The 22097-nt window shown below is 56.5% G+C and carries 22 protein-coding genes and 6 pseudogenes; 11 read left to right on the forward strand and 17 right to left on the reverse strand.

Annotated elements, in window-relative coordinates; translation table 11 throughout:
• The first annotated feature begins 104 nt into the window (after positions 1–104).
• Positions 105–995 (forward strand): LysR family transcriptional regulator, encoded by an 891-nt coding sequence (locus N8E89_RS22505; protein ID WP_262262037.1) that lies wholly within the window; start codon positions 105–107, stop codon positions 993–995.
• A 158-nt stretch (positions 996–1153) separates the two neighbouring features.
• On the opposite strand, the pseudogene N8E89_RS22510 reads toward N8E89_RS22505, so the two are convergent.
• Both N8E89_RS22510 and N8E89_RS22515 read right to left on the reverse strand, forming a co-directional pair.
• A pseudogene (locus N8E89_RS22510) lies at positions 1154–2483 on the reverse strand (type II toxin-antitoxin system HipA family toxin).
• Positions 2483–2737, reverse strand: a complete 255-nt coding sequence (locus N8E89_RS22515; protein ID WP_262262038.1) for a type II toxin-antitoxin system RelB family anti-toxin — start codon at positions 2735–2737, stop codon at positions 2483–2485. The pseudogene N8E89_RS22510 and the gene N8E89_RS22515 overlap by 1 nt, the downstream one beginning before the upstream one ends.
• Before the next feature lie 871 nt (positions 2738–3608).
• Between N8E89_RS22515 and paoA the strand changes: the two genes are divergently transcribed.
• From paoA to N8E89_RS22535, 4 genes and pseudogenes are all read left to right on the forward strand, one after another.
• Positions 3609–4247 (forward strand): aldehyde dehydrogenase iron-sulfur subunit PaoA, encoded by a 639-nt coding sequence (paoA, locus tag N8E89_RS22520; RefSeq protein WP_262262039.1) that lies wholly within the window; start codon positions 3609–3611, stop codon positions 4245–4247.
• Positions 4244–5193 (forward strand): annotated as a pseudogene (locus N8E89_RS22525) (FAD binding domain-containing protein). Before paoA ends, N8E89_RS22525 begins: the two are co-directional and overlap by 4 nt.
• Positions 5194–5197: 4 nt before the next feature.
• Complete coding sequence (gene paoC, locus N8E89_RS22530; protein ID WP_262262040.1) at positions 5198–7393, forward strand: aldehyde oxidoreductase molybdenum-binding subunit PaoC; 2196 nt, start codon at positions 5198–5200, stop codon at positions 7391–7393.
• Between the two features lie 164 nt (positions 7394–7557).
• Positions 7558–7809 carry an alpha/beta hydrolase family protein gene (locus N8E89_RS22535; protein WP_262262041.1) on the forward strand — a complete coding sequence of 84 codons (252 nt, stop codon included), beginning with the start codon at positions 7558–7560 and terminating at the stop codon, positions 7807–7809.
• Between the two features lie 97 nt (positions 7810–7906).
• Here the strand turns inward: N8E89_RS22535 and N8E89_RS22540 are convergent, their stop codons facing one another.
• On the reverse strand, positions 7907–8650 hold the full coding sequence (locus N8E89_RS22540; RefSeq protein ID WP_262262043.1) for an SDR family NAD(P)-dependent oxidoreductase: 744 nt from the start codon (positions 8648–8650) through the stop codon (positions 7907–7909).
• A 38-nt stretch (positions 8651–8688) separates the two neighbouring features.
• A complete protein-coding gene (locus N8E89_RS22545; protein ID WP_262262044.1) occupies positions 8689–9081 on the reverse strand; it encodes a DoxX family protein in 393 nt (130 codons plus the stop codon).
• Positions 9082–9234: 153 nt separating this feature from the next.
• On the opposite strand from N8E89_RS22545, the gene N8E89_RS22550 reads away from it, so the two are divergent.
• Positions 9235–9615 carry a winged helix-turn-helix transcriptional regulator gene (locus N8E89_RS22550; RefSeq protein ID WP_262262045.1) on the forward strand — a complete coding sequence of 127 codons (381 nt, stop codon included), beginning with the start codon at positions 9235–9237 and terminating at the stop codon, positions 9613–9615.
• A 548-nt stretch (positions 9616–10163) separates the two neighbouring features.
• On the opposite strand, the pseudogene N8E89_RS22555 reads toward N8E89_RS22550, so the two are convergent.
• Positions 10164–10334, reverse strand: a pseudogene (locus N8E89_RS22555) (IS110 family transposase); the annotation flags it as partial.
• A 103-nt stretch (positions 10335–10437) separates the two neighbouring features.
• Here N8E89_RS22555 and N8E89_RS22560 point away from each other — a divergent pair.
• Positions 10438–11000 (forward strand): annotated as a pseudogene (locus N8E89_RS22560) (alpha-ketoglutarate-dependent dioxygenase AlkB).
• 227 nt (positions 11001–11227) lie between these two features.
• On the opposite strand, the gene N8E89_RS22565 reads toward N8E89_RS22560, so the two are convergent.
• Together N8E89_RS22565 and N8E89_RS22570 are read right to left on the reverse strand one after the other, a co-directional pair.
• Positions 11228–11542, reverse strand: coding sequence for a plasmid stabilization protein (locus N8E89_RS22565; protein ID WP_262262046.1), 315 nt, complete (start codon positions 11540–11542; stop codon positions 11228–11230).
• Positions 11543–11683: 141 nt separating this feature from the next.
• On the reverse strand, positions 11684–11974 hold the full coding sequence (locus N8E89_RS22570; RefSeq protein ID WP_262262048.1) for a hypothetical protein: 291 nt from the start codon (positions 11972–11974) through the stop codon (positions 11684–11686).
• 76 nt (positions 11975–12050) lie between these two features.
• On the opposite strand from N8E89_RS22570, the pseudogene N8E89_RS22575 reads away from it, so the two are divergent.
• Together N8E89_RS22575 and N8E89_RS22580 are read left to right on the forward strand one after the other, a co-directional pair.
• Positions 12051–12163: pseudogene (locus N8E89_RS22575) on the forward strand (NADP-dependent oxidoreductase); the annotation flags it as partial.
• Positions 12164–12873: 710 nt separating this feature from the next.
• Entirely contained in the window at positions 12874–13179 is a 306-nt protein-coding gene (locus tag N8E89_RS22580) for a hypothetical protein (protein ID WP_262262049.1), read from the forward strand.
• 293 nt (positions 13180–13472) lie between these two features.
• On the opposite strand, the gene N8E89_RS22585 is transcribed toward N8E89_RS22580, so the two are convergent.
• From N8E89_RS22585 to N8E89_RS22605, 5 genes are all read right to left on the reverse strand, one after another.
• On the reverse strand, positions 13473–14069 hold the full coding sequence (locus N8E89_RS22585; RefSeq protein ID WP_262262050.1) for an ATP dependent DNA ligase: 597 nt from the start codon (positions 14067–14069) through the stop codon (positions 13473–13475).
• Between the two features lie 29 nt (positions 14070–14098).
• The gene (locus N8E89_RS22590) at positions 14099–14311 is read right to left on the reverse strand and encodes a class I SAM-dependent methyltransferase (protein ID WP_315975695.1); all 213 of its coding nucleotides are present in this window, start codon (positions 14309–14311) and stop codon (positions 14099–14101) included.
• A 67-nt stretch (positions 14312–14378) separates the two neighbouring features.
• Positions 14379–14807 (reverse strand): cupin domain-containing protein, encoded by a 429-nt coding sequence (locus tag N8E89_RS22595; RefSeq protein ID WP_262262051.1) that lies wholly within the window; start codon positions 14805–14807, stop codon positions 14379–14381.
• 376 nt (positions 14808–15183) lie between these two features.
• Positions 15184–15609 carry a PRC-barrel domain-containing protein gene (locus N8E89_RS22600; protein ID WP_262262052.1) on the reverse strand — a complete coding sequence of 142 codons (426 nt, stop codon included), beginning with the start codon at positions 15607–15609 and terminating at the stop codon, positions 15184–15186.
• A gap of 59 nt (positions 15610–15668) precedes the next feature.
• Positions 15669–16175: a hypothetical protein gene (locus N8E89_RS22605; protein ID WP_262262053.1), complete on the reverse strand. Its 507-nt coding sequence runs from the start codon at positions 16173–16175 to the stop codon at positions 15669–15671.
• Between the two features lie 958 nt (positions 16176–17133).
• Here N8E89_RS22605 and N8E89_RS22610 point away from each other — a divergent pair.
• Together N8E89_RS22610 and N8E89_RS22615 are read left to right on the forward strand one after the other, a co-directional pair.
• Entirely contained in the window at positions 17134–17382 is a 249-nt protein-coding gene (locus N8E89_RS22610; RefSeq protein WP_262262054.1) for a DUF982 domain-containing protein, read from the forward strand.
• A gap of 286 nt (positions 17383–17668) precedes the next feature.
• On the forward strand, positions 17669–17902 hold the full coding sequence (locus N8E89_RS22615) for a DUF6894 family protein (RefSeq protein ID WP_262262055.1): 234 nt from the start codon (positions 17669–17671) through the stop codon (positions 17900–17902).
• A 1063-nt stretch (positions 17903–18965) separates the two neighbouring features.
• Here the strand turns inward: N8E89_RS22615 and N8E89_RS29470 are convergent.
• The 5 genes and pseudogenes from N8E89_RS29470 to N8E89_RS22640 form a co-directional block, all read right to left on the reverse strand.
• Positions 18966–19109 (reverse strand): annotated as a pseudogene (locus N8E89_RS29470) (ABC transporter permease); the annotation flags it as partial.
• A gap of 181 nt (positions 19110–19290) precedes the next feature.
• A complete protein-coding gene (locus N8E89_RS22625; RefSeq protein WP_262263298.1) occupies positions 19291–19869 on the reverse strand; it encodes a tyrosine-type recombinase/integrase in 579 nt (192 codons plus the stop codon).
• Positions 19763–20260, reverse strand: coding sequence for a hypothetical protein (locus tag N8E89_RS22630; RefSeq protein ID WP_262263374.1), 498 nt, complete (start codon positions 20258–20260; stop codon positions 19763–19765). The genes N8E89_RS22625 and N8E89_RS22630 overlap by 107 nt, the downstream gene beginning before the upstream one ends.
• A gap of 66 nt (positions 20261–20326) precedes the next feature.
• Positions 20327–20656 carry a site-specific integrase gene (locus N8E89_RS22635; protein ID WP_262262057.1) on the reverse strand — a complete coding sequence of 110 codons (330 nt, stop codon included), beginning with the start codon at positions 20654–20656 and terminating at the stop codon, positions 20327–20329.
• Positions 20649–21701: a tyrosine-type recombinase/integrase gene (locus N8E89_RS22640; protein ID WP_262262059.1), complete on the reverse strand. Its 1053-nt coding sequence runs from the start codon at positions 21699–21701 to the stop codon at positions 20649–20651. Before N8E89_RS22640 ends, N8E89_RS22635 begins: the two co-directional genes overlap by 8 nt.
• Between the last annotated feature and the right edge of the window lie 396 nt (positions 21702–22097).

Genomic DNA, 22097 nt, shown 5'->3' on the forward strand with positions numbered 1-22097 from the left:
GGAGTGTCTCCGGGTTTGTTTGCTTGACACCCCGAATATGGATGGATCATTATCGATCCAATAGGCTATCAATTTAGACAGACCGTCTCGCGGCTGGAACACTCATGGATCTCCTCGCTCTTGCCGATTTCAATCTCGTCGCTCGTCACGGGGGCTTCGGCAAAGCCGCAAGGGCCGCGGGCCGTTCCAAGGCAACCCTGTCCCGGCGCGTGACAGAGCTGGAGGCTGCCCTTGAGCTTCGATTGTTCGAGCGTGGTGCGCGCAACCTGAAGCTCACCGAGGAAGGACGCGCTCTTCATGAGCGGACAGCCGCACTGCTGACCGAGCTTGACGAGACAGCGGCGACCATTGCCTCGGGCGCGGAGAAGCCGCGTGGCCGATTGCGGATCAGTGCGCCGCTTCTTTTATCACAGACCGCCATGGGCAAGATCGCGGCAGGCTTCGCGCTGAAATATCCGGAGGTACGGCTGGAGATCACGACGGAGGACCGAGCCGTAGACATGATCGAGGAAGGCTATGATCTGGTCATCCGGGTCAATCCCGATCCTGATGAAACTCTTGTCGGTCGAGCTTTTCTCCATGACCGCCTGGTCGTCGTGGCAAGTCCCGATCTCCTCCGCCCTGCTGCAGACATTCCCGCGCCGGGCGTCGTGCGCGGGGCGAGTAACCGGCAGACGTGGAACGTCACGGCATCAGGGGGACCTGCAACGATCAGGATCGAGCCGGTCCTAGCCCTGTCGTCGCTCATCATGGTTCGGGATGCCGTGCGAGCCGGCGTTGGCGTTGCACGTTTGCCCATCTCCTTGGTGAGCCACGATCTGGCGGACGGCACTCTGCTGCATTGGGGCGATATCGAGGGATCCGAGATCGCTTTATGGGCACTTTACCCATCACGACGGCTGCTAAGCGCGCGCGTGCGCGCATTCCTGGATTTTCTGAAACAGGTCTTTCCCAACGGGACGCCCGATGAACTGGCCGGTTATATCGGCAGGTAAGGGCTCACCGCCCGAAGTTCGCCGTCCTTAAGGCAGTTAAACCAGTGCGGCTACCGTAAAACGGACTATCTGCTGTCGGCCCCGAAGCAGCCGTCTTAACTGCCAAACGTGACGGATCGAGACCTGGCCAAGAATGGCAATGCAGGTAATTTCTTGCTTCAGACATGAGACGCTCGCGAAAGTGAATCGGCAACGAGCCGGACGCGGTGGCTGATGGCCGCCATGGTCGACGTCACGAGCTGGTCGGGAAAACCATTGGGCAGCGCCGCGATAGCGGCCCCTGCCTGCTGTTCGGCCTTCGCGGCGATGTCTTCAAAGATCGCTTTCATCGCCGGGGTGCCGACACCGGAAAGGTCCGCCGACTGCATGAAGTGACGGGGTACGATGTCATGGATAGCATAGTGGCGGTTTCTGCCAACCGACATCGCAAGTTTGAATTTCTTGCGGGAGATCTGGCCTTCATCGAGGCTCGGCTGTGCGGTCAGCACATCGTAGAGAGGTGTCATTCGGAAGCGTCCGCCGGGGCCAACGAAAATACTGAAGTTTTTAGCGTGACCGTCGGTCGCGCCGAGCAGCCAGAACAGGATGCTGGCGCGCATGAATGTCGCGATATCGGCATCGGGTGTGTCGCTGCCTTTCAGCAGGTTGATGATTTCCCGCATTCCAGGGCCGCCGTCGGACTGATATTTTCTGGTGGGCGGGATCGACAGCGCCTGGCAAGTGTCCTCTTGCGGCAGACGGAGCAATCTTCCGTCCTTCGTCCAAAGGCGGTCGAAACGTTCTACGATTAGTGTACGGCGTTCCCCGAAATCCGCTATCTCGACGTTGGCGGTGGGGACGCCCATTGCTTCCAGTAGCTTCAGACAGAAATACTCATTCTCCACGCTGTTGGAGAGGTCGATGCCATTGGGAAGTTCGCCGATCTGCGGTTTGAGAATATGGGTGGTGGCGGTGGTGCCTGTGGGTTTGAACCACTGGCCGTCCTTGCGCAGCAGGGCGGTTTTTTCCTGTGCCCCTGCAATCGAGATCTCGAAAATCTTCGTCTTCGCCCATACCGAGCGGCGCGGCGGCGAGATTCTTGATGATGTATGCGACCTCGTCGTCGCTGACCGGCTTGCCGTCGGTATCGCCGACAGTGCCGGGATCAGTGCCGTCGGTCAGGAATTGCAGGGCGCCCACGCAGTCCTGGCCCAGAGCGGTTAGCAGGCTGAAGGCGTCAGTTCCTTCCGCGCCGACGCGCTCGGCGATGCGGTTGCGGATTGCGTCGTTATCAGGCAGCAGGTTGTCGAACACGTTGATGACTGGGGTGCCGATATAACGGTCCTCGCGCAGGGGGAGTGATAGTGACACCGGGAATGTGCCGCGCCAATCTAGCCATCCGTGTCCGTACTGGAAGTCGATTGCACCTGTGGCCTCGCGACGCAGCACGCCGACATGACGGCTGTTCAGGAAAACGTTGAGGGGTACGTGCGCCCGCCTTCTTGCCATCAGAACAAGTCCTCGATGTCGGCGGCGCTGCCCTGGCTGCGTGGTCGAATGACCAGTTCCAGATTGAGGGCTGAAAGGGCTTCCATCAGGGTGCGCAACTGGACGGCCGGCTCCCCGGCTTCAAGGCGTGAAACCGTGCCCTGCCGCATATGGATTTGTTCGCCGAGTGCACCTTGGCTCAAGTCCGCCTGTTTGCGGGCGCGGCGCAGGATGGCGCCGAGTTGTTTTTCTGTGCGGGCGATCTGTTCGTTCATGGTGGCCTCCTATCACGAATATACGCAGTAACGTATAACGTGTCAATATACGCGAGTGCGATTAAAACACGGATATACGCGCAAGCGTTTAAAAATCTATTATACGGTAACCCGCATAAGGACGCAGATACACTCAGCCAGACGCACGCTAATCGTCGCCTGCCTCCAGGTGTTTGAACCTAGGCTTTGATGAGTGAGTCTTCTCGTGGGGATGGAGGGACGCATTATGGGCTGTCTGCGAACCCGGGAGCGCCACGACAGAGGCGATCCTCTGAGCCCAATGGCAGAAAACTGATCTCCTGCGCCCGAAACCAGACAGTCTGGTTGCGGCCCCAAACCGGTCATTCATCTAAGTTTATGGCTGCTTCGAACGCTATTGAAACAAATAGATTGGTATCAACAGGGTCGCTGGTTCGTATCTGTTCAAACCGCTCATTGGAAATCATTCATCACGATATGCTCTAAGGAGTGGTTTTACTACGAACCAATCGGATTCGGGGAATATCCGCTATTGTAGGCATTTTCACAAACGAACGTTTGCTAAACGGCCGCGCTCACTTGTTGTCACACGCCCCTTTCGTGCGCCAGTCCCGTCAACCCGACAGCTTCAGCGTTTCGTCTCAATCCATGATTCTGTCGCCACTCTGTTCCCCTTTCCCACTATCGCATTTTATCTTCTGATCATCGCGACCTGCGAAATGCCGCAATGCGCACCTGGACACCACTCTTCATTTATAAGCCAGATCGATAACCGTTTGCGAAGTAGGCTATCTAATCATCCGCCCACTCGAGCTTTAAATTGATCTGTGGTGTGCTGCCCACGAGGCTTAGCGCCTCCTATGCCACCTGATAAATAGAACTGGAGCTGGACATGCAAAGCCCCTTTCACCTTGAAATTTCCCGGCGCGATCTGCTTATCTCGTCCGCAGCAAGCGTTGCGGTCATCGGAGCCGCATCAAATGCTTCTATGGCTCAGTCTGCAGGAAATGAAATGACCTTAACCTCCAAAGTATCATTGACCGTCAATGGGGAGGGCCGCAGTCTCGAAGTCGACAACCGCACCACGCTGCTCGACGCTCTGCGCGAGCACCTGCATCTGACTGGCACGAAAAAGGGGTGCGATCACGGCCAGTGCGGCGCGTGCACTGTGATGGTCGACGGCAGACGCATCAATTCGTGCCTGACACTCGCCGTGATGCATGAGGACGACGAGATCACCACGATCGAGGGCCTCGGCCAACCCGGAAATCTACATCCCATGCAGGCTGCCTTCGTTAAACACGATGGTTTCCAATGTGGCTATTGCACGCCTGGACAAATCTGCTCCGCGGTTGCGGTGCTCGAAGAAATCAAGTCGAACATCCCAAGTCACGTCACCGCTGACCTGACGGCGCGGGCTCAGGCTAACCCCGAGGAATTAAGAGAACGAATGAGCGGCAACATCTGCCGCTGTGGAGCCTATTCAAACATAATCGATGCCATTGCGGAAGTTTCAGGGAGAAAAGCATGAGAGCCTTCACCTACGAGCGGGCAGCTTCGATTGAGGCGGCCACAAAGGCGGCGGCGGCCAATCCCGATGCAAAGTTCATCGCGGGCGGCACAAATATTCTCGATCTGATGAAGCTCGAAATCGAAACGCCAGCCCACCTAATCGATGTCAATGGTCTCGGCCTGGATAAGATCGAAAGCACCCCAGAGGGGGCGTGCGCATCGGCGCCCTGGTGCGTAACACCGAGCTTGCTGCAGACGAGCGGATCCGCCGCGACTATGGCCTCCTGTCGCGCGCGCTCGTGGCGGGGGCTTCGGGCCAGCTGCGCAACAAAGCGACAACCGCAGGCAACCTCCTGCAACGCACCCGCTGTCCGTACTTCTACGACACCAATCAGCCGTGCAACAAGCGCCAGCCAGGCAGCGGTTGTTCCGCAATCGGCGGGATCTCACGACAGCACGCCGTCGTCGGCACGAGCGAGTCCTGTATTGCAACCCATGCGAGCGACATGGCCATCGCCATGCGGGCGCTCGACGCGGTGGTTGAGACAGTGAAGGCTGACGGCGCCCGGCGCTCTATCCCGATCGCCGACTTTCACCGCTTGCCAGGCGACACGCCTGAGCTCGATACCATCCTTGACAGGGGCGAGTTCATCATGGCCGTCGTGCTGCCGCCGCCGATCGGCGGCAAGCATATCTATCGGAAGGTCCGCGACCGCGCGTCCTACGCCTTCGCGCTCGTATCCGTAGGAGCGGTGATCCAGCCGGACGGGAGCGGCCGGGTCGCCGTCGGCGGCGTCGCGCATAAGCCGTGGCGCGTCGAAGCGGCGGACGCCGAACTGCCCAAGGGCGCCAGAGCAGCGTTCAGCGTGCTTCTGTCGGACGCGCGTCCCTCCGATCAGAATCGATTCAAGATCGCTCTCGTCGAGCGCACACTTAGCGCCGTCATCGCTGAAGCCAAGGGGTGAGCCAATGCAGTTCGATACACCAGCCACCACCAATCCAATTGATCGCCTCAAGGTCGTCGGCCAACCAGTCCCCCGCATCGATGGTGCGCTTAAGGTGACGGGCAGGGCAATGTACGCATATGAATGGCATGATCCCAGCATACCGTGTGCCTACGGATATCCGGTCGGCGCTGCCATCGCGAAGGGCCGCATCAAGTCAATGGACGTATCCGGCGCTAAAAGGGCCGCAGGCGTGATCGCCGTCGTGACTGCGCCGGAAGTCGGCGATCGGAAGAAAGGGAAGTTCAACACCGCGAAACTGTTCGGCGGTGAGGAAGTGCAGCACTATCATCAGGCCATCGCAGTTGTCGTGGCCGAGACTTTCGAACAGGCCCGCGCCGCCGCCGGACTTGTAAAGGTTGACTACATTGAGGAGCGAGGCGCGTTCGATCTGGCGCAGGCGATGGAAACTGCGGTGAAGCCGGAGTCCGGCGATCCGGATTCCGCCGTCGGGGACTTCGAGGTCGCCTTCAAGTCAGCGGCAGTCACGCTTGAGCAAACCTACACCACGCCCGATCAGTCGCACGCTATGATGGAACCACATGCCTCCATCGCCGCCTGGAACGGAGACGAGCTGACGGTCTGGACATCGAGCCAGATGATCGACTGGTGGCGGACCGACCTTGCCACGACCCTCGCCATTGATAAAGAGAAGATCCACTTGATGTCGCCCTTCATCGGCGGCGGTTTCGGCAGCAAGCTGTTCCTGCGTTCCGATGCCGTGCTGGCTGCATTTGCAGCTCGTGCCGCCGGACGCCCGGTCAAAGTGGCGCTGCCTCGCCCGTTCCTGATGAACAACACGACGCACCGACCGGCGACCGTTCAGCGCCTTCGTATCGGCGCCGAGCGGGACGGCAAGATCACCGCGATCGCGCACGAGAGCTGGTCGGGTGACCTGCCCGGCGGACAGCCGGAGACTGCCGTCATGCAGACGCGGCTGCTCTACGCCGGGGCAAACCGCATGACCGCAATGCGGCTGGCGACGCTCGATCTTCCCGAAGGCAATGCCATGCGCGCTCCGGGCGAGGCGCCCGGCCTGATGGCGCTTGAAATTGCCATGGACGAGGTGGCGGAGAAGCTCGGCATCGATCCGGTCGAATTCCGGATCATCAACGACACCCAGGTCGATCCAGAAAAGCCGGAGCGGCCGTTCTCTCACCGCGACTTTGTCGGATGTCTCAAGCTCGGCGCGGAACGCTTCCAATGGAGTGGTCGCGGCAGACCGGGCTCGCGGCGCGAGGGCAACTGGCTGATCGGCACCGGCGCCGCCTCAGCCTTCAGAAATAACCTGCTCCTTCCCTCGGGGGCACGCGTCCGCCTCGATCGAGAGGGTGTGGTCAGCGTCGAGACCGACATGACCGACATCGGAACTGGGAGCTACACCATCATCGCGCAGACCGCGGCGGAAATGCTCGGCGTGACCATCGACAAGGTAAGCGTCCAACTTGGCGACTCACGTTTCCCCGTGTCTTCAGGTTCTGGAGGGCAGTTCGGCGCAAACTGTTCCACCGCGGGTGTCTATGCGGCCTGTGTTAAGTTGCGCGAGGCGGTTGCGCAGAAGCTTGGCTTCAATTCGGAGGACATCGTGTTCGAGAACGGACAAGTCCGTTCCGGCAACAGATCGGTGCCGCTATCCGAGGCGGCCGGTCCCGAAGGGCTCGCCGGCGAAGACAAGATCGAGTGGGGAAAGCTGGCGGAGACCCATCAGCAGTCCACCTTCGGCGCGCATTTCGTCGAGGTCGGCGTGGATGTCGCCACAGGCGAGACCCGGATCCGCCGCATGCTGGCAGTCTGTGCCGCAGGACGCATCCTTAATCCGATCACAGCCCGCAGCCAAGTGATCGGCGCAATGACCATGGGTGCCGGCGGGGCCTTGTCCGAAGAGCTTGCCGTCGACACCCGCCGCGGCTTCTTCGTCAACCACGATCTCGCCGGCTACGAGGTGCCGGTGCATGCCGACATCCCGCACCAGGAGGTAATCTTCATGGACGAGACCGATGCGATGTCGTCGCCCATGAAGGCCAAGGGAATCGGCGAACTTGGCCTGTGCGGCGTTTCCGCCGCCATCGCCAACGCCATCTATAACGCGACGGGTGTCAGGGTCCGGCACTACCCGATCACGCTTGACAAGGTTATTGGCGAACTTCCTGACCTCGCTTGAGGCCCCGACCATTGTCGCCTTCATCGGTCTGTTTGCAGTCAGCTGCCCGACAACGTCCGCTAAGACGGAAGTCGGGGCAGAGGCTCTCCACACGCGATCGGCGCGCGTTTGTCACCGGGACCAAACGGGCAGGGCAGAACGAGATAGACACCGAGATCACGACCATGCCGACCGTGGTCTCCAATGTGAAGTTCATGAACTTCTATCCTTCGAAGATATCGAGACAATCTGCCTTCGGCGGCTGCTTCTTCATCGCAGGCGACCAGGCGCATTCCAAGAAATACAGCGAGGACGCCGCCGAGGAGAAGGAATTGCATCGGGCGAAGGGTGCGGGGCCACGTCGAACTTCACCCCCGGTGACCCTCGGGCCATTCGACAAGCTGAAGTCATTCTTCGATCAGAATCTCACCGCGTAAGCCGACAGCTACTGTACAGGTGGAGACGCGTATAGTCTCCCGAACCGGGGCTCCGATTCGGGTCTTATTCGTTCGAAGTCTCCTTGAGCATTGCTGATCAGCGCGCGCTGTCGATGATCGAGCCGCCATCCGGGGTGAGGCTGTACCCCGTCAAGAACTGTGCATCTTTGGTCGCGAGGAACAGGATGACCGGCGCGATGTCTTCATCCGGAATTCCGAAGCGGCCGAGCGCGTTAATCGGCGGGGGCACGTCAGCCTCTTCGCCCCATGTCTCCGCCAGCGGCAGAAGATTGTTCACGGTGATCTTGTCGGCGCCCCATTCGCGTGCTGCGGTGCGGGTCAGGGCGCGAACTGCCTCCTTAGCCATGTTATAGGGGCCATAGCCCACCATGCCGATGACACCGGCCATTGAGCCGAAGTTGATGACGCGGCCCTCTCCGCTCGTCTTGAGGTAGGGATAGCAGGCCTGCATTGTTCGCAGATAGGCGATCGGGCCCATCTCGAAATTGCGCTGCAATTGCTCGGCCGACAGATCGATGATGGAGGAGAACGGCGCTGATGGATCGAACGCGTTGTTCACGAGGATGTCGATCCGGCCATAGGCAGCGACCACCTTATCCACCGCCGCCCTGATCTGATTGGCATCGCTGATGTCACAAGACAGGCCAAGGGCGGTCCCACCCGCGGCTTCGATGTCCGCGACAACGGCGTCCACATTTGCAGGTGTCAGCGAGAGCGCAGCGACCTTCGCGCCTTCGGCGGCAAATAACTTTGCTGTGGCACGGCCTATGCCGCGACCGGCGCCAGTAACGATGGCAACCTTTCCGTTGAGTCGACCCATATTCATATCCATTCGATAAGGGGTTGGTGTTTTTTGCCCTACCAGAGCATTGACGCCTGCAGATAGGACGAAGCATTTTCGCGAGCCGCGTTTTGCGTGACGAAAGAGGCGACGAGCAATGCGAGCCCTGCTGCAGCCGGCACTGCTCCTTTGGGCTTGCGGACACCGAGGTGCGCCAAACTGGACAACAGTAGGTGATAGAAGATGCCGGCATAGGCGAGATCACTGAGCGCAACGTTGAAGCGCGATAAGATGGCCGCCACGCCCAAAACCTTCACGGCGATCATGACGGGCACCAGGTAGGCCGGATAGCCGAGCTCCGAGAGGATCTGACGAACCCAGGCGCCCTTAGTCACGTACATGATAGCGGAAGTCAGATACAGCAGACTGAGAAGTGCCGTGCTGATCCAATAGGTATAAATAGCAGTCATGTGATCTTCCTATCGCCGCCTAGCGGCAACATCTCTTTCGCTAACTTTCGGGTTTGCCAGGCGCACATCTTTTTACCTGCGTACCTGCAACATAGATTGAAAATGTCGTCTAAGATTGATAAGTGCAAGTAGGATGAATTACTTGCTGTTAGTATGGAAAACCAGACTATGGTCGACGAAGCGATCAACATGCACGAGGAGATGCGGCGCGCGTTCGCGCTGCTCTCTGGCAAGTGGAAGCTGGAGATCATGTGGTTGCTCAATCAGCGGGTCTACCGCTTCGGGGAGCTGCGAAAGGCGATCCCCGGCATCACCCAGCACATGCTGACGGCACAACTGCGCGAGCTCGAAGCAGATGGGCTGGTTTCGCGCACCGTGTTCGCGGAGGTGCCGCCTCGCGTCGAGTATGAGATCACGCCAAAGGCGCGTGGGCTTGGTCCCACGATGGAAGCGCTCACCGCCTGGTGGAACGAGTATGGGAAGAGCGTTCCGGCGAAGCCAAGCACGCGTGGTCGTAAAGCGCGAGGCGCTTAGATTTCTTGGCTTCCTAGATATTTGCGCGCCTGAACGGGGCCATTCGCCTCTTCGATTGCCGACGCCAGTTCCATCCCTCGCTGCTGCGATAGCGCCGAAGTTTTAGCGCCGATCAGTATTGAACATCACAGGCGAGAGCCGGAGCTCCCGATCAGCGCGGACCTAATTCCAAGAGCGCACCGCAGGCAACTGCGCCGACCTGCCCATAGCGCTGTTGATCTACACGGCCGCGGCGACGGCGGCTATGACACTGCCGATGCGGGTGCGGTCCGGCGTGAGGGTTTGGGCCAATCTCCATATGGCCTGTGCCACGACTGCCCGCGACATGTTTCAGTCCGTAAATGATGCCTTGCCCGACGAGGCCAGCAGAGTTTACCGAATATAGGCGAACGCCAGCACACAATAGCAGATGGAAGCGTGAACGCCGTCCATGCAACGCCGCCGAGCTAACTCCTGCCCCTAAAATTTCCGAGAACAAATCCATCTGGCTAGGACGCGTGACTGCTGGGCGCCTCCAAGTCCTCCTCTCGTCTGCAAGACGGGCAGGCATCAGTGTCGTTGGCATCGATTTTGTTCGCAGCCTTGTCGCTCGCCGCATTTGCATGTCGCGCGTCGACGCAGATCGCCGGAACCCGCGCAGCGTTCAGCCATGATTTGCAATCAAGCCGAGTAGAAATTGCGGTCTCTTTCAACGACAGATCAAGGCCGATATATTCCATGGTTGTTCGCAGTGAGATTTGGCCGGTGATGGCGGACAAGTTTTGATTTAACTGAAATTGTACGCGAACTGGCGAAAGCAATGTTTCCAAGAAAAAAGGCACAATGCAAACCGAACTTTTTGGCAATTCAGCTCCCCAGCTTCCGGATGGCTTTACCTACCTTGCTGATGCCTTGCCACAACCACTTCAAAAGTCGCTGCTGATGGATATCTCCGCACTTCCATTCAAAAACTTCGCGTTTCATGGCTTCGAGGGCAAGCGCCGTGTGGTGTCATTCGGATGGAAATATGATTTCGATACGGAGCGGGTTAGGGAGATTGGCGATCTTCCACGTATGCTCCTTCCTGCACGTGACATCGCAGCACGGGTTGCAGGACTCGCTCCCACGGAATTGAAGCAAGCACTCGTGACTGAATACAGCCCCGGCGCACCCATCGGCTGGCACCGAGACAAGATGGTATTCGGCGTCGTTGTCGGGGTCTCGCTTTTGTCGCCTTGCACTCTCCGGCTTCGCCGGAAGGTCGGTGGCAAGTGGGAACGAGCTTCGGTTGTTGTAGACCTGGATCTATATACGTGCTTTCTGGCCAAGCGCGGGCCGAGTGGGAGCACTCCATACCACCAGTCGCGAAATTGCGTTATTCGATTACCTTTCGCCAAGTACGCTAGCAATTCAGGCTGCAATCTGGTGGCCTACTTCAGTTGTCCGGCGATCCCGGGCCAGTTGTATTCGCCACGGCCCGGAAATCAAACCATCGGTCGCGTGTGGGCGGCGATGTGTCCGCCCGCCCCATGGTTGCAGTGGCGTTTAGCTACGATGGATTGAGAAGCTTTCCAACAGTTCGTCCGACGACAAGCACAGAACACCTTCGCCGACAGCGCCGACAGCTTTCAAATCAACGATGTGCGTGCTGGGCATTTCGCTTGCGCGTTGCCGCGGCCTTTTTTGCTGAGGCGGAGCGTTCGGCAGCGCTACGCTTGGCAGACATTGCGCCGCCTATTCGCCCACCTTTTTCGGACGATCCGTGCGTCTCCTTTTTTCCGCGTCCAGAACCGGATTTGTTGCCCCCGCCACTTTCCTTATTGACTGTCGCCCAAGCTCGACGTTCGGCCTCCTTTTCAGAGACCCCGCGCTCCTCGTAGCTCTCTGCAATGTGATCGGCCTTGCGCTCCTGTTTGTCTGTATATTTGGATTTATCGCCGCGCGGCATTTTAGCTCTCCTTGCTAGTCGAGTGTACCGTTGAAAATCATCTTCTGCGCCGGATCGACAACCACTTGGACCTCGACAGCGTCCGCACGCAGTTGCAGTGTTTGCAACGGCACCGACATAGGTCAGAAGGCAACCTGCAATTTATTGCGTTTTGCGTTTCGGCAAAAAACTGCCCCCTAAACGCACCATACGGCGTAACAATGCGGCGTCGTCTCTTTGGGACCTTTCAAGGCGCTTCATAAGCACCTCCAGTTTGTGGATTTCCCACATTTCATCTTCAATTAGTGAATTGTTGAACGCAATCTCATCCCCGGCTCCCGCCCCTAAGGCGGTTCGTAATTCAAACAGTCTTCTTTGTGATTTCTTGATATTACGAAAGTGCAAATCAATCAGCGTCTTATAAGATGTGATAGTCTCCTCACGACTAGGCACGTTCTATCCCTCCGTTCCTCCGCCTGGAACCATAGCACAAAACGGCCTACATGGGCACGAAGAAGCACCCCCGCGCTTGTCGTCCTGGCAGGTGCTTGTCGACGGGCCAACTTGCAGGAGGAGCAGAAAGTCTTGACCCATGCCGGCTCGGGCGGCGTGGGGACGATCGCAATCCAGCTTGCCAAGCACAGTAGTCCTGCAGAAACGGCAATGCCGCCAGGTTGTCATTTGCGAGTGCAGATAGATGCGCGGCCCGGCGCGATCACAAGCGGTCAGTAGGACTCCTCATTCATTGGTGATCGAACAATAGAGAACGAATTTGTATTAGTTGGCCACCGTGGCTTGAAGCAATGAACCCCGGTCACGACAGCGTACAAGTCGTTTACTTTACGCTAATTGACCGGAATCCAAATCAAAATACCGCGGTCGAAGCGCCTTTCCAACCCGAAGAACAGAGACTTGGCCCACCTTAAGCGGACCAAGTCCCCTAAAGCTTCGCCGCCTTCTTTTCGGCCAAGCTTCTGATACCGAATATTAGCTGGGATTCATCGTTGGTGGTAGCCAAAAGTGCTGAGCCCGACCCGCCGAACACTCAATACAGCGGCAGATCGGGCCTTTTCGCTGATCTTAGGCACCAGCCCGTTAACGGTACGCCCTCTTGCGTAAACAAGGAATTAACCATGAACTTGAGCGCAGTCGTTCTCCCGCGGTGTTTGCGCTCAAGGTCGAATATGAGGCCTTGATTTCGCCGCTTCGTGGCCAATCGGCCAGCATCGAGCTTTTTCTTTGAACAAGGTTGGCTCCGGCATAGTGGGACATTACACCCGCTCACGACATGGATAAGCCGAGGGAACACAGTAGCTGCATAAGCGTTGCCCATTTTTCAGCGGGTGTTAACAATGTATCTCGTCCAGATTCTGCTTCCCCGTGCCGACAACAATGGTCGGCTTTTCGAACGTGCAGCGTACGATCGCGTAAAGGAAGATTTGGCCAGCAGCTTTGAAGGAGTCACCGCCTATCTGCGAGCACCGGCAGAAGGGCTTTGGAGAGAGGGTGCCGAGGCGAGCCACGACGAGATTGTGATATTTGAGGTGATGACGGAAGAAATTGATTTGACGGACTGGTGCAGGCGACGTGTTGCACTCGAACGCCGTTTTCACCAGGACAAGGTTATAATCCGCTATATGCCAATCAGCGTCATATAGCCGAACAGATGCCGTCCACCTCCATCAGCAATATGAACTATGACCCAGAGACGAAGACCCATTCCGTCTGGCTGGTGGCGAAGTTCCTCGGACGCCAAATTCCGAAGCGTGTTTGCAAAGGGCCGCTGCCTCAGTGACTATATTCGTGATCGCTTTCGATCTCGCTTGGCGAAGGATGAGTATGATGTCCGGAAAGGCCTTCTCTTACGCGATAACAAGCCTTCCTAACAGGAGTAAGCCGAAGCGCATTACAGGTGAGGCTTCACGATTTGATAGGGTTGGCTGGCTCCTCGTCACGCCTCAGTTGGGATGGGCTTCAACTCTCCATAACCGACCGCCGAAAGGTCCTGACCGGCTTTACACCAATTGATAGACCTCCGCATGGTCTGCACTTCGCGAATGCCTTTGAAGGCTGGATGTCTCAAATTTCCGTCATGCGTCCAGGCACTGAAATTGACTTCGGCGATGAGCGTGGGGCGAACGAACACCAGCCCCTTGCCCTTGATCGGCACCGGCGGTTTATCGACCCGCATGGTATCAAGCTGTCTGCGCAAATCTCGCGCCAGCTTTGCCGAAAAACCTGTACCAACGTTGCCCACATAGACCAGCTGGTCATCTTTTTTCGCCGCCAGCAGCAGGCTGGCGATTGAGCCTTGGACCTTTTGCGATGGCTCATAGCCTATGACCGCGAAACTCTCGCTGCTACTGCATTTGATCTTGAGCCAATCGCCTCGCCGCCCGGAGCGGTAGGGACTGTTTATATCCTTCGCGATGATGCCTTCTAGACCGTGCGCACACGCGTTGCGCAACAGCGATTCCCCATCGGCGTCGATTGTCTCGGAAAGCCGGATCGCGTTGCTTGACCTATCGTTGAGCAGCGTTGTCAGCATATGCCGCCGCGACGACAATTCCAGGCCAGTCAGATTATGACCGGATAGAGATCGAGCGCGTACACGTTTCCGCCGACGAGTTTCGCGAGGGGAGCGGTGAAATAGCCGTCGCCACAGCATAGATCGAGGACGCTGATCTTGGGGGTCACGCCAAGGTTTTGCACCACGTCAAGTGGGTCGGGCCACAACATCGTCCACCAGTCGCGGTCCGGCATTGAGCTCGCGGGAAATGACTTAGGCAAGGACTCGTCCAGTCGAAACAGGCTGGGTTCGCACTTCACGAGCCCAGCCGAAAAAACGCTAACTCGCTCAAGCAGGGATCAGAATGCCTATCGTATGTATCCCAACCCCGTTGCTTGTGTTTGTGGCCCCGTCCGTTTTGCCTTTGGTGCAAGCGTACATCTCGCCTTCTTTCACCTTGAATTCCCGATCTGGCTTCTTGACCGTGAACTCGCCCGCAGTGATGTAACACAGCATGTCATTGTCCATCATGCTTTCCGGGAACACCGCGCCGGGCTGAAACACGATATCGACCATGTTGATGCTTTTGTAGGCGGGGATATCTGACTTAAACGTGCCCAGCTCCACCAGTCTGACACCCGGGGCAATCTCCTTGCCATCGTTTTTGCCGTATTCTTTGGTCTTGGCCAACGCTGGACTTGCGAATGTGAGCAGAGGCGTTGCGGCGGTCGCCGCCAGACCGAGTGCCAATGCCGACCGACGATTCATGTCTATCATGGCTTCCTCCCATTTTTCGCATGCACGATGCATGGAGAAGAAGAGTCCACACCCAGCGAAGCGACCTGTCAAAACAATTTAGCAGGCCCGCAAGCATGATAGCCGGTCTGCGTCGGAGCGACGGAGATTCCGAGGGGTAAGGCTTGGCCGCATTGCGTTTTGGAAGAAAACCTTCAGCCCGATGAAAGGCAAAAGCAAAAGGAACCAGGCTTTGTTCAAAACAAGCAAACCGGCGGCAAATAGTCCTGCCGTCGCCGCCTTCCCATATTTGACACCGAGCATTCCGGCGAACACGCCCAACGCTCCGTATGAAGCTACCTTGTCGCTAGGAGCCATTCCGAATAGGAATTGCCGAGCGTGGGCATGTAAGAAGACATCACCTGATCGCCAACGCGCCTAATTCCGGCCTCGTCGATGTTTGGATCGGGTGTGACGATATTGAAGGGTACGTAACCGTGACGATCAAATGCTGGCTGCCGGTACATTTGCGTCGGGGCAGCTGCCTTTTCGGTCTCGCCTTGGCCGCTTTGGCCGGGTCGGCAACGCCCTCGGTGAAATTAGCCGAACAGTCGACCTCAGGTGCCGCCTGAAGCTGCTCCTTCGTGGCACTAACGACCAGCCAGTTCTCACCATTGTCCTTCTTGGCGAGGCTCAGCTTGCCGAACCCAATTGGAACGTCCTTTCCACCTAAGCCGAGGAAACCGTCGACGCCGATCACGGCAGCTTCGATCCTGCCGCTGGCGTCGATGACGATATCGTTCAATTTACCGATGGACCAACACCGGGCACTGTGCAAACGCAACAGGCTCCGCCTTTACGGCTCAAGCCTGTTGCGTCGATTGTTGGCTTTGAATGCAAGGATCAGGCGATCCGCTTATTTGTCGCGGCCGTGTCCTTTGCCTCCATGATTGCCGCTTCCCTTATTGGCGCCGTCGGCATCGCTGCTATCCCCATTGTTGCTTCTACCGGGATTGGAACTGTCGTTTCGGTCAGGGTCATTGCCGTGACCGTTGTTTCCATGGCGGTCTCCGTTGTGGTTGCCCTTGCCATGATTGTCGCCATGGTGCCCCCCACCTTTATGACCTCCGTCACCAGGTGCGCAGTTTCCTGGATCACCGCCACCGCCAGTGTCTCCACCACCGCCAGTGTCACCGCCACCGCCCGGGTTACCGCCAGTGCCACCGCCGCCGGGGGTGCCCCCAGTGCCACTACCGCCGGCGGGGTTACCGCCACCGGAATTCTCGGCGCTCGAAGTGCCTCCGGCGGTGCCACCAGCGGTGCTGCTACCCGGATTTCCGTCGCTGGAACGGCCACTGCTGCGACCAGAGCGAGCGCTGCCGCCTTCATGATCGATATTGGACGCCGCACTGATTGCGGCCGTTGTTCGCGGTGGGCACATTTGAAGCTGTTTCGGCGTGAGCACGAACCTTCTGTTCAACGCATAGCAGCATAGTGCCGTGTTATCTTCGGTCAGCTGCCGGCATTGCGCCGCACTGGCAAACAATGCACGTTTGGTCTGAGCGTGTGCTGGCTCGATTTGGATGGCCGTTGAAACCAGGCCCAAGGTAGAAATCGTCAATATGGCGAATAAACCATTGCGCCTTCCCCAATTCATTGTGCTGGTTATTTTACCCATGTCACATTTCCTCACGAGTTTGCTTCGTTGCGCAACTCACCATACTCGGAAAATGTTTTGTGTTTTCACTTAGCCATTGATGGCTTTATTGCTTGTAACTTACATACCAACAATTCTATGATTTTAATACATAACAATTCTGCTTAGACTTGAACTAAAAAAATCGATTAACCATTCAAGCTATACCGAATGAACTATGACATGCTGGGTAAAACCTGATTGTGACAACGCTGGCTGCCTTCCGACTCCCGTCGAAAATTACCGCATCTCAACAGCATCAGCGTCCTTAGTCTTAGGGCAGGCGTGCAAATTCGGGGAGGAAGCGCTAGCGTGACAAAGACACTTGGGCTCCTACATTGTGAGCCTTGAATCTGCCGAGTCACCACTGGAACCTGTCAAACGGAATTCCGGCTGGACAGGCAGGTGGATACCGGACTTCCCCAACGAGACCATCACCACGCCCGAGCGGCGGCCCTGACCGTTGGACCAGTCTTCTTCTGCGCGATCGCAATCCCAATCTGGCGGCGCAATATCCTCGGAGGCCACTTTTTATTGAGGCTCAAACTGTTCCAAATTTGATAACATGCGGAGGCGCGGTAACCTTTATCGCAGTAGTCAACGCGCAAACTAAAGTCAGAGATTCAGCCGCCTATCTCGGGAACGGACGCGGCCATCTGCGGGTTCTGGTGCATGAAAAATATTCACTTTTCGCCGGTCGTCATAGCCCAGGCCGGACAACGCCGAAATGTCACCTCGGTCATGGAGGCTGCGGTCCTGCTTTTTCAGGTTTGGCCGAAGGACCGCGGCAAAGCGTATTTTGCCGCGCGGCGAGCTTGCATCGAGGCGTTGGAAGGTAAGGCGACTGCTGATGACGCACGCGCTGCCTTCATTGCTGCGGCGCGAGAAGTCCACATGCTAATTGAGGCTCAGGCACGATAAAACTGCTGATCGGAGCTCGTCAGGGTTTTTACCTTATGTCCAGTCTCGCTCTTCCAAACTATTCCGATGCTTGGTTGATGCGGGCTGCTGGATCGATGTATTAAGGTGCCCGGCGTCGGCCCGCCGCTCGGGTCAACGCATTGCCGCGCCGGGTTCTCAAATTTCCCCTTAACGTGGAACCGGTGCGGCCGACATGCCGTGTGTTTGCGACTTCACATCCCGGTGCAACGAATAGTGTGCAGTCACGTTTCCAAAGAACGGGATCATCCGGTCGAAGGACTATTGCATGCCTCTCTTTAGATTTGAGTTTCATGAGAACGTCAAAACCGACAACATTGCGGTTGAACTTGTCGATCACGAAGCAGCCCTGGCGGAAGCCAAACGCGCGGCGGGTGAAATGCTCGTCGACAGCGCTATTGACCGTAGCGATCATGCGGGGTGGCTCATTAAAGTTTACAACGACTCCGATGAGTTGATCGGGACCATTTTTCGTGGCGATCTTTTCAAGATGGAAGAGTAGGTCAGATATACAACAGTCTTGGGATTGACTTCCGCCTTGGGCTAATCCTTGCATCTCAAGACAAACAAAACGGACACCATGAACAGTATTATAAATGCGAGAAATAGCAGCAACGTGAGCTGAAGATCGTTCATGGTTATTGGTCTCGCAATCACATGGCCTTGGCTGCAAACAGACATTGGTAAGGCGGCATCGCTCTAATGCCTGAAACTCTGGTGCGAAAAGCCGCCTTTGCAGCGTTTCAGGATTGCGGCGAGGCCGTTTGTCCTTTTGTCGTTGTGTGAACAGCCACTTCTTCCATCGGCGTTCCTCCCGCAGCAACTCTTCCAGTCTAAGCCGTAAGATTATCTATTGGTCTACTAGAATTAAATGCCCATTGGCTATTGTTGGCAATGCATTTGCACACGCAATGATTTGGCTGAGCTCATTGACTGGCGGGTGCAAGAAACAAAATGCCAATCGGCGGCATAGCGTCTTGATGGATGTTTTTGTTAGGGATGTAGTTCCCGACCTACGGCGTGTTATCCGTCTCGCATCGCCAACTGCTTTCACCCGCTGCAGTTAACTCAATCCGCTTGAATCATGCTCACTGGAATAGCTCATGAACGAGAATACACTTGAGACTCTTCCCTCGATTAGCTACGAGACTCGGTCGCGATGGCTGTTACAAAGGGTAGAGATTTTACGGAGCAGGGCGGATTTTTTCCCTATAGCTCTGCAGTTCGCTGAGGAAATGGTCAAGATTTTTGAGGGACGCTATATGGCCAATAAGGTAGTGGCCAGGTGCGTCACTTATGCGCGATATCCATCGTGTCCGGGCCAATTTGGACGGCATCCTGACCGCGGGCATCTCGCCCGCGTATTAAAGGCGACGGTTAAAGGTCTGCGCCGAATGAAACAGAATGTAACCAGCCGACTGGCGTAAGAACTTCTGCTCGTCATGGCTTAAAATGCCATGACGGCTGGCTTGCGTGATATTAGCGGGCCTCAATTCAAGCCGATCATCTTGCCCGTGTGGCCGCCGTTGTGGCGACGACTTGCATGATCCGTGCCTTGAGTCAGACTAGGTCGCGCGTTCCTCGGAAGCTTTTGGCCGCCATTTGATCAGCCGACCCTCCACCACATCGAGCACTCGGTCAATTAAGAGGACGAACACCGCGAGGATGATAATGCCAGCGAAGACACCAACCGCATCGAAATTTCCCTCTACCTGGCCGCTTGCACGGTTCCTCTTGCGCGGGGCAGGACGTAGTGCGGGGCGGGACAACAGCGCGGCAAAATGCATCGAAGTGTCTCTCAGGCAGGGAGAATTCCCGAATGTTAGTCGGGGAGCCTCCAATCCTGCGGGACCGTCCACTCCAAATCATGCCAAGGACGCGGTAAACATCTCACGACCGTTCCGGAAGGTGCATACCTACAATTTTACGGAGTTCGTCAGCCCACGCCTGCAACGCTTCACGTTTCGCCTCTGTCAGCCACGCCACGTCGATGGACAGAAAGTCGTGCCGTTCTCTGCCTAGAACAGCTTCGGCGATATATGGATCAATGCGCAGCTTCGAAAGCTGCAATCGTACTGTGTGTCTTACATCGTGGATGACCCAACCCTTCCCCGAGAGGCCGTCCATGTTTGCAGCGGGGTTCTGCATATACTTGGGCATCAAACGGTCGAGGTAACGTTTCCCTTTCGAAATCGAACTCATAGGCGTTGTTCCGCCGTTGAAAGAGAAAATGAAGTCATTGCCTTTGTCACTGGTGTTGAAAGGCAGATTGACAATGATTTCCATCATCAGATCGGAGAGAGGCACTATTTTGGCGGAACGGAACTTGGGCCCCGGAATCACGAAGACCTTTCTCGTGAGATCAAGCTGGTCCGATCGGGCTCCGGCCCATTCCGAAGCCCGCTGCCCACCAGCGCATAGCAATCTGAAAAGCGGCCCATAGGGGTAACCCAAGAAGTCCGGCGGCAATCCAGAGCGCGCGAATTTGATCTTCATTCAGAACAATATTGCGCCGGGTCGGCCGGACGCAGAATGAACTTGGGTGAAGATGGGCCGTCGGATTAAAGCTGATCCCGGCTTGCGAGCGGTATCGGGGCCTAAGGGCAAAGTCGAAAATCCGCTTGAGGTGACCGAGCACGTCCATGGCCTGATGAGGCGCGGGCCGGTCACAGATTTCAAGGACAAGCTGTTCAACGTCGGTCGCGCAAACGGCTGCAATCGGTTTACATACCCAGGGGTTACGTCGCGGGTCGAGCAACTCCCTTTGAATGAGGCGCGTGATCGGCCGGCTATGAACGTAATTGTGGGCCACATAGTCTTCCACAACGGAAGAAAATGTCGAGTCTGATGTATTTTTCATTTTACATACTCCCTTGATGTGATTCACCGTGATTGCAGCCGCCGGGTCGTGTCGAAGCCCGCACCTTCACGCCCGTCGGGACGACCGGCTTGTTCTCGCCATGGAACAGGGGCGACAATCTTTTATGATCTGGGCCGATCTCTTCGCCCAAGCTTGAACAGCATGCAGCTTTTCGTCGTAGTATTCGTAGAGGTTGTAGGTGCCGTCGAAAGTACCTTTGGTATGTCCGATCACCGCTTCCGCCACTGCGGTTTTCACACCGAGTGCTTCGAGATGTGTCCGGATCACGCGCCGCAAGTCGTGGTTTACGAAGGGTGTAAGTACGACCGTATTTGGGTCGGTCCCTTTTAAAGCTGCCCTTTTCTTGAGTTCCGCTAAGATTGCATCGTCAAGCAACCTCTTGCCCTCTGAGGCGCAATTCATTGGTGTGATGCCGTTCGTAAATGAAAACAAATAATCTGCGCTTTCCGGACCGACAAAGCGAGGCAACTGGTTGAGTATCTCGAGCATTTTGTCGGAAAGCCTGACGATGTGGGGCACCTTCGATTTGAAAAAATTCCCCCGGTATTGTAAGCTCGCGTTTCGCGAGGTTGATCCAAGTCCAATGGGCTTTTTGCCAATTCGAAATTCTTTGTCCGCCCAGGCAGAGCAACTGGTACATCGGGCCAAAGGGATATCCCAAGGCCATTGTGGCGGCCCAGAAGGCGCTGAGCAGTTCATCGTCCAATAGGACTTGCCTCCTCACCTTCTTCAAACCAAAGCTGTCTCTATCTAGATGTTCTGCTGGGTTAACCTCCAGGCCGAGCCTTCGCCGATTCACAGGTCTCATCGCAAACTTGAATATCAAACGGATGTGTCCCATTATATGCCATGCTTGACTGGGTGCCGGTCGGTCTCTTATTGCCTCGACTAGGCTCGCAATGTCGCCGTCGTCGATTTCCGAAACCCCTTTCTTGACCCAGGGATTGCGTTTCTCATCCGTCAGCTCACGCTCAATTTCGCGTTTGTATTTGTTGGCTTGGCGCTGTATCAAGAATTCTGGGCGCTTCAGATACTCTTGGACAAGTGCGGCGAATGTTCTCCGTTGCTCGACTGCGTCCGCTTGTTTGGGATCAATCCCGACTTTTCGTTTCCTGTCCCACTCGCGAGCCTTCTCACGCGCCTGCCGCAAGGTGAAATAGCCGTCCTTTGATTTGAGCTCGTCCGTTGGTTCAAGCTCGTCAATTGATTCAAGCTTGTACGGGCCAATAGCGCGCAATGTCGCGCTGCTCTTTCGCTTGCCCCAGCGGCCGGACATATAAAACCGTTTCGATGTCGAACTCACCCTTAAACGAAGTCGCTTCGTTTCGCCCGCGTCTCCGACATCATACACCGTACCTCGCGGAGCCAATTTGAGACTCTTGATGAGGGCGTCAGTAAGTCCGTTTTGGGGTCTTCGCATTTCGCGATCCTCCGAACCGCTTTATGCACCGTTGTGATCTGCCTACTCGGCGTTCGTTTTAGCGCACTATTGAACAAATAAGGAGCGTATAAAACAAAAAAAGTTATATATATCAATAACTTAATGTCAAGATATGTTAGCAAATGTCCGCAAATGTCCCTATGAGGCATGTAGCGTCACGATACAAATTTGCGTGATTTTTGGGGAACAGGTGGTGGGGGCGAGCTTGATTGGGCTTTGAACCGTGTCAACATCCATTCGTTGGTGGTGTCCGGCGGCGAGACCGATGTGTGTCCTTTGTACCGTTCTGGGCGGCGCCGATCTCGGCTATCGAATAATCGTGGCAACTGACGCGGTATGCGGCTCGTCAGAGGAAGCCGACGGCGCATTGCAGTT

This window comes from Phyllobacterium sp. A18/5-2, from assembly GCF_025452215.1.
Lineage (GTDB): Bacteria > Pseudomonadota > Alphaproteobacteria > Rhizobiales > Rhizobiaceae > Phyllobacterium > Phyllobacterium sophorae.